The 11019-nt window shown below is 60.8% G+C and carries 8 protein-coding genes; all 8 read left to right on the forward strand.

What is annotated here, in order from left to right; translation table 11 throughout:
• Positions 1-47 precede the first annotated feature (47 nt).
• The 8 genes from gloB to fabI all read left to right on the forward strand — a co-directional run bounded on the left by gloB (position 48) and on the right by fabI (position 10908).
• Positions 48-815, forward strand: a complete 768-nt coding sequence (gene gloB / locus AAEZ10_RS24365) for a hydroxyacylglutathione hydrolase (RefSeq protein ID WP_073475417.1) — start codon at positions 48-50, stop codon at positions 813-815.
• A gap of 99 nt (positions 816-914) precedes the next feature.
• Positions 915-2378, forward strand: coding sequence for a transglycosylase SLT domain-containing protein (locus AAEZ10_RS24370; protein ID WP_039763240.1), 1464 nt, complete (start codon positions 915-917; stop codon positions 2376-2378).
• A 334-nt stretch (positions 2379-2712) separates the two neighbouring features.
• Positions 2713-4545: an extracellular solute-binding protein gene (locus AAEZ10_RS24375; protein WP_350571340.1), complete on the forward strand. Its 1833-nt coding sequence runs from the start codon at positions 2713-2715 to the stop codon at positions 4543-4545.
• Positions 4542-6383, forward strand: coding sequence for an extracellular solute-binding protein (locus AAEZ10_RS24380; protein ID WP_350571342.1), 1842 nt, complete (start codon positions 4542-4544; stop codon positions 6381-6383). Before AAEZ10_RS24375 ends, AAEZ10_RS24380 begins: the two co-directional genes overlap by 4 nt.
• A 4-nt stretch (positions 6384-6387) precedes the next feature.
• Positions 6388-7461, forward strand: coding sequence for a microcin C ABC transporter permease YejB (locus AAEZ10_RS24385; protein ID WP_016774154.1), 1074 nt, complete (start codon positions 6388-6390; stop codon positions 7459-7461).
• Position 7462: 1 nt separating this feature from the next.
• The gene (locus AAEZ10_RS24390; RefSeq protein WP_016774153.1) at positions 7463-8482 is read left to right on the forward strand and encodes an ABC transporter permease; all 1020 of its coding nucleotides are present in this window, start codon (positions 7463-7465) and stop codon (positions 8480-8482) included.
• Between the two features lies 1 nt (position 8483).
• The gene (locus AAEZ10_RS24395) at positions 8484-10094 is read left to right on the forward strand and encodes an ABC transporter ATP-binding protein (protein ID WP_243243310.1); all 1611 of its coding nucleotides are present in this window, start codon (positions 8484-8486) and stop codon (positions 10092-10094) included.
• Positions 10095-10113: 19 nt separating this feature from the next.
• A complete protein-coding gene (gene fabI, locus AAEZ10_RS24400) occupies positions 10114-10908 on the forward strand; it encodes an enoyl-ACP reductase FabI (protein WP_003202751.1) in 795 nt (264 codons plus the stop codon).
• Positions 10909-11019: the final 111 nt, after the last annotated feature.

Here is an 11019-nt window from a genome sequence, read left to right on the forward strand (position 1 = left end):
GGAACTACTAAGATGCGCCAATGTTTTCTGCTTGGCGAATTCCGACGATGATACAGATCAGTGCCCTGCCCGCGTTCACCGACAACTACATCTGGTTGTTACAGGATCATCAGACCCAGCGCTGCGCGGTGGTTGATCCGGGCGACGCCGCCCCGGTGCAGGCGTGGCTTGACGCGCATCCGGGCTGGGTGCTCAGCGATATTCTGATCACTCACCATCACCATGACCATGTCGGCGGCGTCGAGCGCCTGAAAGCCGCGACCGGCGCCAAGGTCTACGGCCCGGCCAGCGAAAGCATCCCGGCGCGCGACGTAGCGCTCAAGGACAACGACAGCGTCAGCGTGCTCGGCTGGGACTTCGACGTCTATGCGGTGCCCGGTCACACCCTGGGGCACATCGCCTATTACCACCATGGCCTGCTGTTCTGCGGCGACACCCTGTTCGCCGCCGGTTGCGGCCGGTTGTTCGAAGGCACCCCCGAGCAGATGTACCGCTCGCTCAGCCGTCTTGCGGCCCTGCCGGAAGATACGCTGGTTTACTGCACCCATGAATACACCTTGAGCAATCTGAAATTTGCCGCCGCCGTCGAGCCGGGCAACCCGGAAGTCGCCGCCCGTCTGGAAAAGGTCACGCAGCAACGGCAGAACGGCGTGATGACATTGCCGTCGACTTTGGCCCTGGAAAAGCTGACCAATCCGTTTTTACGCACTTCTGAAACATTGGTTACACAAAAAGTGGACGAACGGGAAGGCGCTCAAAACCGGGAGCCGAGCGAGGTATTTGCGGCTCTGCGGGCATGGAAAGACAAGTTCTGACAAGCGCGCCGGCCGGGACAAAAATTCTCAATGGTTGACCGCAGGGGGTGCGCTTTCTAGAATCGCCCGACATTTTTGCCCGGAACTTACTTCCAGCCAATGTCGTCATCCATACGTAAGTCCGTCAATTCAGATGCTTTGACCCGCCTGGCGCAAGCCATCGCGGTGGCTGTGTCCGCCACGCTGGCGGGTTGCTCCAGCCACGCTCCGCAGACTGAAGCGACGCATACGCCGAACATTGCTGCGCGAGCCAAGCAGAAGCCGATCTGGCTGACCGAGAAGCCCACTCCCGTGGCGCCCCAGGACATCTGGGAACGCATGCGCCAGGGCTTCCAGTTGCAGGAAGGCCTTGGCGTCAATCCGCGCATCGAGCAACAACGCCTGTGGTTCGCCAGTAATCCCTCTTTTCTCGAGAATGCCGGCGAACGCGGCAGCCTCTACATTCATTACATTGTCGAACGCCTCGAAGAGCGCAACATGCCGCTGGAACTGGCCCTGCTGCCGGTGATCGAGAGCGCGTACAACCCGATGGCCTACTCCCGCGCCGATGCGGTGGGCCTGTGGCAATTCATTCCGTCCACCGGGCGCTACTTCAACCTGCGCCAGACCCGCTTCTACGACGGTCGTCGCGACATCACCGCTTCGACCACGGCAGCGATGGATTACCTGACTCGCCTGCACGACATGTTCAACGGCGACTGGCTGCTGGCGCTGGCAGCCTACAACGCCGGTGAAGGCACCGTTAGCCGCGCGATCGAACGCAACGAAAAGCTCGGCCTGCCCACCGACTACTGGAACCTGCCGCTGCCGGCGGAAACCCAGGCCTATGTGCCGAAGTTGCTGGCGCTGTCGCAAGTGGTGCTGGCGCCGGAAGCCTACGGCGTCAACCTCAATCCGATCGCCAACGAGCCGTACTTCCAGGTCGTCGAAATCAACCAGCGCATGGACCTGTCCAAGGTCGCTGCGGTGGCGAACATCGATGAAGACGAACTGTTCCAGCTCAATCCGGCGTTCAAACAGCGCACCACCATCGACGGTCCGCAGCATTTGCTGGTGCCGACATCCAAGGCGCAACTGCTGACCGCCAGTCTGCAGACCATGCGCCCGGACGAACTGATCAGCCCGCGCTCGCTGAAACCGGTGTTCGAAGGCGCCGATCCGTCGGAAGTGGCACAGCTCAAACGTGCTTATCGGGTCAAGCGTGGCGACAACCTCGGCTCCATCGCCAAGGCCAACAAGGTCGAAGTCAAGGATCTGCAGCGCTGGAACAAGCTGACCGGCAAGAACCTCAAGGTCGGCCAGACCCTGGTCATGCAGGACAACACCAAGCGTGCACCGGCGCGCAAGTCTGGCCGGGTCAACACCGTGGTCGCGGCGAATACCAAGAGCAAAGGCAAGGACGAGAGCAAGCAGCAGACCCAGTACAAGGTCAAGCGCGGCGACACCCTGTACGTGGTGGCCAAGCGCTTCAACGTCGAGATGCAACATCTCAAGCGTTGGAACCCGGGTGCGGGCAAGGCGTTGAAACCGGGGCAGATGCTTACGGTTTATCAGCCGCACTGATTGAAGAGCCCCTGATATTTCAGGGGCTTTTTTTGGATGAAGTTTTTGTGGTGTGCTTTAGATCCACCCCCCTCACCCCAGCCCTCTCCCCCAGGGGGGAGAGGGGGAAAGGGAGCCGATCGGGGGCTTTTCAGAAACTGACTTCGACTCGGTATCGCACCTCGGTGCAATTCGCCCAGACACCACGATCAGTCCCCTCTCCCTCCGGGAGAGGGTTAGGGTGAGGGGCTCTTCGCGCAAACGATTAACCCGGCATTAACCCGCATCTTTTTCCTGTCCAGACAAGCTGTTACTGTACGGCCCACAAAGCCCAAGCCGCTGGATCGGATCTGACTTGAAGCGTGCCCTCCCCCTGCTCCTGATCAGCCTGGCCTTGAGCTCACCCGCAAGCGCGACGATTACCGAAAGTCACGGTTATGCGCAGTTCGGCACGCTCAAGTACCCGGCCAGATTTACCCACTTCGACTGGGTCAACCCGCAAGCGCCCAAGGGCGGTACGTTGCGGGTGATGGCGTTCGGCACCTTCGATACGGTCAATCCGTACACTTTCAAGGGCACCAGCCCGGTCACCACCGCCAATTTTCTCCAGTACGGCATCAACGAGCTCAACGAGCCGCTGATGGTTGGCACCGGGCAGTATTCGCCGTCCGGCGACGAACCCGCGTCGAGTTACGGGTTGATCGCACAATCGGTGGAGTACAGCGAAGATCGCAGCTGGGTCGTCTTCAATTTGCGCCCCGAAGCGCGCTTTCACGACGGCGCGCCTGTCACCGCCTACGACGTGGCGTTCTCCTATCGAACGCTGCTCAAGGACGGTCATCCGCTGTATCGCACGGCCCTGCAGGAAGTGCTGCGGGTCGACATCCTCAACAAGCAGCGCATTCGTTTCGTGTTCAAGCGCTCGGGCAATCCGCTGTTGATCCTGCGCCTGGGCGAATTGCCGGTACTGCCGCAGCATTACTGGAAAGACCGCGACTTCAAAGCCACCACCTTCGAACCGCCGCTGGGTAGCGGGCCGTACCGCATCACGTCGGTCACGCCGGGGCGGCAGCTGATTTTCGAGCGGGTCAAGGATTACTGGGGCAAGGACTTAGCGGTCAATCGCGGCAAGTACAATTTCGATCGCATGGACGTCGAGTTCTACCGCGACAGCGATGTCGCCTTCGAAGCGTTCAAGGCCGGTGAGTTCGACATCTACATCGAGCATCAGGCGAAGAACTGGGTCAACGGTTACAACTTCCCTGCTGTACGTCGTGGCGAAGTGATCAAGGTGCAGATCCCGCATCAGATCCCGACCCAGACTCAGGGCCTGTTCATGAACAGCCGCCGCGCGACCTTCGCCGATGCCAGGACGCGCGAAGCGTTGGGTCTGATGTTCGACTTCGAATGGACCAACCGCGCGCTGTTCAGCGATGCCTATAAGCGCACGAGCAGTTACTACCCCAACAGCGAATTCACTGCGTCCGGCCTGCCGGTCGGGCATGAATGGCTGATGCTCAAGCCTTACAAGGAGCAGTTGCCAGCCCGGCTGTTCACCGAGCCGTTCACCCTGCCGAAAACCGACGGCCGTGGCATCCCGCGCGAGACCATGCGTAAAGCCCTCGCCCTGCTCGCCGAGGCCGGTTGGAAGCTCCACGGCCAGCGCCTGCAAAATAAGGACGGCCAACCGCTGCGTTTCGAACTGCTGCTGGTCAATCCGAGCCTGGAGCGGCTTTATCAGCCTTACATCGAGAATCTCAACAGCATCGGCATCGACGCGCGCCTGCGTACCGTCGATCGCGCCCAGTACAAACAGCGCCTCGACCAATTCGATTTCGACATGATCTCGATGACCCTCGGCCAGACCCTGAGCCCGGGCCTTGAGCAGTGGCAGTACTTCCACTCCAGCCAGGTAAACGTCAAGGGCAGCAAGAATTACGCGGGCATCGCCAATCCGGTGGTCGATCACCTGCTCGAACAGTTGCTCGCCGCGCGCACCCGCGACGAGCAGGTCGCCGCCGGCAAGGCGCTCGACCGCGTGCTGCTCTGGCAGCACTACAGCATTCCCAACTGGTACCTCAATTATCACCGTCTGGCCTACCGCAACCGGTTGGCCTTTGTCACCACGCCGCCCTACACCCTGGGCCTGAGCGCATGGTGGCTGAAGTCTTCGGAGAAAGATCGATGAACGCTGTTCGCACCCTGCTCGTGCAGGCCGGCGGCTTGCTGTTCGCCGGGCTGGCCTGGGCCGCCCCGCAACACGCCGTGACCCTGTACAACGAGCCGCCGAAATACCCGGCCGATTTCAAGCATTTCGACTACGTGAACCCTGATGCGCCCAAGGGCGGCGTATTCCGTCAGGCCGGCTTCGGTGGCTTCGACAGCCTCAACCCGTTCATCAACAAAGGCGTGCCCGCCGATGACATCGGCCAGATCTACGACACCCTGACCAAACACAGCCTCGACGAGCCGTTCACCGAGTACGGCCTGATTGCCAGCAAGATCGAGAAAGCCGAGGACAACAGTTGGGTGCGCTTCTACCTGCGCCCGGAAGCACGCTTTCACGACGGCCACCCGGTGCGCGCCGAAGACGTGGTGTTCAGCTTCGAGACGCTGACCAAGGAAGGCTCGCCAATGTTTCGCGGCTACTACAACGACGTTGCCGAAGCCATCGCCGAAGACCCGCTGAAGGTCTTGTTCAAGTTCAAGCACAGCAACAACCGCGAGCTGCCGCTGATCCTCGGCCAGTTGCCGGTCCTGCCGAAACACTGGTGGGCCAGCCGCGACTTCAACAAGGGCAATCTGGAAATCCCGCTGGGCAGCGGCCCGTACAAGGTCACCCAAGTGAAGGCCGGCCGTTCGGTACGTTACGAACGGGTCAAGGATTACTGGGGCAAGGACTTGCCGGTCAACCGTGGCTTCTACAACTTCGACACGATGACTACCGACTATTACCGCGACAACACCGTCGCCCTCGAAGCGCTGAAGGCCGGACAGTTCGACTATTGGCTGGAAATGACCGCGAAGAACTGGGCCAGCGCCTATAACGTTCCGGCGGTCACCGAGGGGCGCTTGATCAAAGAACTGATCCCCAACAGCAACCCGACCGGCATGCAGGGCTTCGTCTTCAACCTGCGCCGCCCGGTGTTCCAGGATGTGCGCGTGCGTCAGGCGCTGGGGCTGCTGTTCGATTTCGAATGGACCAACAAGCAATTATTCAACGGCGCCTACGTGCGCACCCGCAGTTACTTCGAGAACTCGGAAATGGCCGCCACCGGCCTGCCCGACGCCGAGCAACGGAAGATCCTCGAACCGTTCCGCAGCCAACTGCCGGCCCAGGTGTTCAGCGAAGCCTTCGAAAATCCCAAGACCGACGCCAGCGGCATGATCCGCACCCAGCAGCGCGAGGCGTATCAACTGCTGCAAGAGGCCGGCTGGAAAATCGTCGATGACAAAATGGTCGACGCCACCGGCAAACCGGTGGTGATCGAATTTCTTCTTGCCCAGACCGAATTCGAACGCGTGCTGCTGCCGTTCAAGCGCAACCTCAGCGACCTCGGTATCGATCTGGTGATCCGCCGCGTCGACGTCTCGCAGTACATCAACCGCGTGCGCTCGCGGGATTTCGACATGATGGTCGGCAGCTTTCCCCAGTCCAACTCGCCGGGCAACGAGCAGCGCGAATACTGGATGAGCGCCGCCGCCGACAAACCGAGCAGCCGCAACAGCATGGGTCTGAAGGATCCGACCGTTGACCAACTGGTGGAAAGCCTGATCAACGCCGACTCGCGCAAAAGCCTGGTGGCCCACGCTCGCGCGCTGGATCGTGTTCTGCAATGGGGCTACTACGTGGTGCCGAACTGGCACATCAAGAGCTGGCGCGTGGCTTACTGGAATCATATAGGCCACCCGAAAACCTCGCCCAAGTACGACATTGGCATCAACACCTGGTGGGTCAAGCCTGACGCCAAGCCTGCCGTAGAAGTCGAAACCCAACTGCAAGCCGACCCTGCGGGCACGGAGTAATCAGATGCTGGCGTATATCTTTCGGCGACTGCTGCTGATCATCCCGACCCTGTTCGGCATTCTGCTGATCAACTTCGTGATCATTCAGGCCGCGCCCGGCGGGCCGGTCGAGCAGATGATCGCCAAGCTCGAAGGCTTCGAAGGCGCCACCAGCCGGATTGCCGGCGGCGGTGCCGAAGTGGCGGTGGCCGGCTCGTCATACCGTGGCGCGCAGGGGCTGGACCCGGCGCTGATCAAGGAAATCGAGCACATGTACGGGTTCGACAAATCGGCCCCGGAACGCCTATGGATCATGGTCAAGAACTACGCGCAGCTGGATTTCGGCGACAGTTTCTTCCGCGACGCCAAGGTCATCGACCTGATCAAGGAAAAGATGCCGGTGTCGATCTCGCTGGGGCTGTGGAGCACGCTGATCATGTATCTGGTGTCGATCCCGCTGGGCATCGCCAAGGCCACGCGGCACGGCAGCCACTTCGATGTCTGGACCAGTTCGGCGATCATCGTCGGCTATGCGATCCCGGCGTTCCTGTTTGCGATCCTGCTGATCGTGGTGTTTGCCGGCGGCAGTTATCTGGACTGGTTCCCCCTGCGCGGGCTGACTTCGAACAACTTCGATGAGCTGAGCCTGGGCGGCAAGATCCTCGATTACTTCTGGCACCTGGCATTGCCGGTCACCGCGCTGGTGATCGGCAACTTCGCGACCATGACCCTGCTGACCAAGAACAGCTTTCTCGACGAGATCAACAAGCAGTACGTGGTCACCGCCAAGGCCAAGGGTCTGACCCGCCATCGCGTGCTCTACGGGCATGTATTCCGCAATGCCATGCTGCTGGTGATTGCCGGTTTTCCGTCGGCGTTCATCGGCATTTTCTTCACCGGTTCCCTGCTGGTGGAAGTGATTTTTTCCCTCGACGGCCTTGGCCTGATGAGTTTCGAAGCGGCGATCAATCGCGATTACCCGGTGGTGTTCGGCACGCTGTTCATCTTCACCCTGCTCGGGCTGGTGGTGAAACTGATCGGCGATCTGACCTACACCTTTGTCGATCCGCGTATCGACTTCGCCAGCCGGGAGCATTGAGATGAACCTGTCCCCTCTCAACCGCCGGCGCTTCGAACTGTTCAAGGCCAACAAGCGTGGCTGGTGGTCGCTGTGGCTGTTTCTGATCCTGTTCGGCCTGAGCCTGGGCGCCGAGCTGATTGCCAACGACAAGCCGCTGGTCGTGCATTACGACAACAACTGGTATTTCCCGGCGATCAAGCGCTATCCGGAAACCGCGTTCGGCGGCGAATTCCCGCTGGAAGCCAACTACAAGAGTCCGTACATTCGCGAACTGCTCAAGGCCAAGGACGCGTGGATTCTGTGGGCGCCGATCCCCTACAGCTACCAGAGCATCAACTACGACCTGAAAGTCCCGGCCCCGGCGCCACCCTCGGCGGACAACCTGCTGGGCACCGACGATCAGGGCCGCGACGTGTTGGCGCGGGTGATCTACGGTTTCCGCATTTCCGTGTTGTTTGCGCTGACGCTGACCGTGCTGAGTTCGATCATCGGCGTGATTGCCGGGGCGCTACAGGGCTTTTATGGCGGCTGGGTCGATCTCGCCGGGCAGCGTTTTCTCGAGATCTGGTCGGGGCTGCCGGTGCTGTATCTGCTGATCATCCTTGCCAGTTTCGTCCAGCCGAATTTCTGGTGGTTGCTGGGCATCATGCTGCTGTTCTCGTGGATGAGCCTGGTCGATGTGGTGCGCGCCGAGTTCCTCCGTGGCCGCAATTTGGAATACGTGCGCGCCGCCCGCGCGCTGGGCATGCAGAACGGCGCGATCATGTTCCGCCACATCTTGCCCAACGCCATGGTCTCGACCATGACTTTCATGCCGTTCATCCTTACCGGCGCCATCGGCACCCTGACCGCGCTGGACTTCCTCGGCTTCGGCTTGCCGGCCGGCAGTCCGTCGCTGGGCGAACTGGTTGCCCAAGGCAAATCCAACCTGCAGGCGCCATGGCTGGGCATGAGCGCGTTTGCCGTGCTGGCGCTGATGTTGAGCCTGCTGGTGTTTATCGGCGAGTCCGCTCGCGATGCCTTCGACCCGAGGAAGTGAAATGAATCAGGACAATCTGATCGAAGTGCGCGACCTCGCCGTCGAATTCGGTTTCGGCGAGCGGGTCCACCGCGTGGTCGAGGGCGTGAGCTTCGACATCAAGCGCGGCGAAACCCTGGCGCTGGTCGGCGAATCGGGCTCGGGCAAATCGGTCACGGCGCATTCGATCCTGCGCCTGCTGCCCTACCCCATGGCGCGGCATCCGGCCGGCAGCATCAATTACGCCGGGCAGAACCTGCTGGATTTGAGCGAGAAGACCATCCGCCATATTCGTGGCAACCGCATCGCCATGATCTTTCAGGAGCCGATGACCTCGCTCAATCCGCTGCATTCGATCGAGAAGCAGATCAACGAAGTGCTCGGCATCCACAAGGGCCTGAGCGGCAAAGTCGCGACCAGGCGCACTTTGGAGCTGCTGGAGATGGTCGGCATTCCCGAGCCGCACAAGCGTCTCAAGGCCCTGCCCCATGAATTGTCCGGCGGCCAGCGCCAGCGGGTGATGATCGCCATGGCCCTGGCCAACGAGCCGGAATTGCTGATTGCCGACGAACCGACCACCGCGCTGGACGTGACCGTTCAGCTGAAAATCCTCGATTTGCTCAAGGATCTTCAGGCTCGATTGGGGATGTCGCTGTTACTGATCAGTCACGATTTGAACCTGGTGCGAAGAATTGCGCATCGCGTATGTGTCATGCAGCGCGGTTGCATCGTCGAACAGGCATCGTGCGCAGAGCTGTTCCGTTCGCCGCAGCATCCGTACACTCGGGAATTGCTCGGCGCGGAGCCCAGCGGCGGCCCCGCGAGCAATGAAATCGGCGCGCCGCTGCTCGAAGTCGAGGACCTCAAAGTCTGGTTCCCGATCAAGAAAGGCCTGCTCAAGCGCACGGTGGATTACGTCAAGGCAGTGGACGGCATCAATTTCAGCCTGCCGCAGGGTCAGACCCTGGGGATCGTCGGCGAAAGCGGTTCCGGCAAATCCACCCTCGGTCTGGCGATTTTGCGTCTGATCGGCAGCAAAGGCGCGATCCGCTTTGAAGGCAAGCAGCTAGACTGCCTGACGCAGAGTGAGGTTCGCCCGCTGCGGCGGGAGATGCAGGTGGTGTTTCAGGACCCGTTTGGCAGCCTGAGCCCGCGCATGTGCGTCAATGACATCGTTGGCGAAGGCCTGCGGATACACAAGATGGGCACCGCGACCGAACAGGAAGCGGCGATCATTGCGGCATTGAAGGAGGTAGGTCTGGATCCGGAAACCCGGCACCGCTACCCCCACGAATTTTCCGGAGGGCAACGGCAGCGAATCGCCATTGCCCGGGCCTTGGTGCTGAAACCGGCGCTGATCCTGCTGGACGAGCCGACTTCGGCGCTCGACCGCACGGTGCAGCGGCAAGTGGTGGAGCTGTTGCGTTCACTGCAAGCCAAGTACAACCTGACGTATTTGTTCATCAGCCATGACCTGGCTGTCGTCAAAGCGCTGAGCCACCAGCTGATGGTGGTCAAGCATGGCCAAGTGGTCGAACAGGGAGACGCGCAAAGTATTTTTGCCGCCCCCCAACATCCGTATACACAGCAGTTGCTGGAAGCCGCTTTTCTGGCACCAGCCACTGCGCAATAACCTGAAAGAGGAGCAACACATGGGTTTTCTCGCCGGTAAGCGCGTACTGATCGTCGGTGTCGCCAGCAAGCTGTCCATCGCATCCGGCATCGCTGCCGCCATGCATCGCGAGGGCGCTGAGCTTGCCTTCACTTATCAGAACGACAAACTCAAGGGTCGCGTCGAAGAATTCGCACAAGGCTGGGGTTCGAGCCCTGAGCTGTGCTTCCCGTGCGACGTGGCCAGCGATGAAGAAATCGCCAAGGTCTTCGAAGAGCTGAGCAAGAAGTGGGACGGCCTGGACTGCATCGTGCACTCCGTCGGCTTCGCCCCGGGCGACCAACTGGACGGCGACTTCACCGAAGCCACTACCCGTGAAGGTTTCCGCATCGCTCACGACATCAGCGCCTACAGCTTCGTGGCCCTGGCCAAAGCTGGCCGCGAAATGATGAAAGGCCGCAACGGCAGCCTGCTGACCCTGTCGTACCTGGGCGCCGAGCGCACCATGCCGAACTACAACGTGATGGGCATGGCCAAGGCTTCGCTGGAAGCCGGCGTCCGTTACCTGGCCGGTTCCCTCGGTCCGGACGGCACCCGCGTCAACTGCGTATCGGCTGGCCCGATCCGCACCCTGGCTGCTTCCGGCATCAAGAACTTCCGCAAGATGCTGGCTGCCAACGAAGCGCAGACTCCGCTGCGCCGCAACGTCACCATCGAAGAAGTCGGCAACGCCGGCGCCTTCCTGTGCTCCGACCTGGCGTCGGGCATCAGCGGTGAAATCATGTACGTCGACGGCGGCTTCAACACCACCGCGATGGGCAACATCGAAGAGTGATCTTCCTGTAGCCGTTAAAAAACCCGCCCGATCCCAGACTGTGTGAAAACCTAGCAATCTGCGCAGCGCTCAAAGAAAATGCTCCGTATCGAAAGATACGGAGCATTTTTC

The sequence above is a fragment of the Pseudomonas sp. H26/SER47-MNA-CIBAN-0231 genome (assembly GCF_040310465.1).
Classification (GTDB): Bacteria; Pseudomonadota; Gammaproteobacteria; order Pseudomonadales; family Pseudomonadaceae; genus Aquipseudomonas; species Aquipseudomonas atacamensis.

Excerpts from the sequence above, each read along its gene's own strand:
- fabI (WP_003202751.1), top strand. The coding sequence starts at position 10,114 with ATGGGTTTTCTCGCCGGTAAGCGCGTACTGATCGTCGGTGTCGCCAGC.
- AAEZ10_RS24370 (WP_039763240.1), top strand. The coding sequence starts at position 915 with ATGTCGTCATCCATACGTAAGTCCGTCAATTCAGATGCTTTGACCCGC.
- gloB (WP_073475417.1), top strand. The coding sequence starts at position 48 with ATGATACAGATCAGTGCCCTGCCCGCGTTCACCGACAACTACATCTGG.
- AAEZ10_RS24380 (WP_350571342.1), top strand. The coding sequence starts at position 4,542 with ATGAACGCTGTTCGCACCCTGCTCGTGCAGGCCGGCGGCTTGCTGTTC.
- AAEZ10_RS24395 (WP_243243310.1), top strand. The coding sequence starts at position 8,484 with ATGAATCAGGACAATCTGATCGAAGTGCGCGACCTCGCCGTCGAATTC.
- AAEZ10_RS24385 (WP_016774154.1), top strand. The coding sequence starts at position 6,388 with ATGCTGGCGTATATCTTTCGGCGACTGCTGCTGATCATCCCGACCCTG.
- AAEZ10_RS24390 (WP_016774153.1), top strand. The coding sequence starts at position 7,463 with ATGAACCTGTCCCCTCTCAACCGCCGGCGCTTCGAACTGTTCAAGGCC.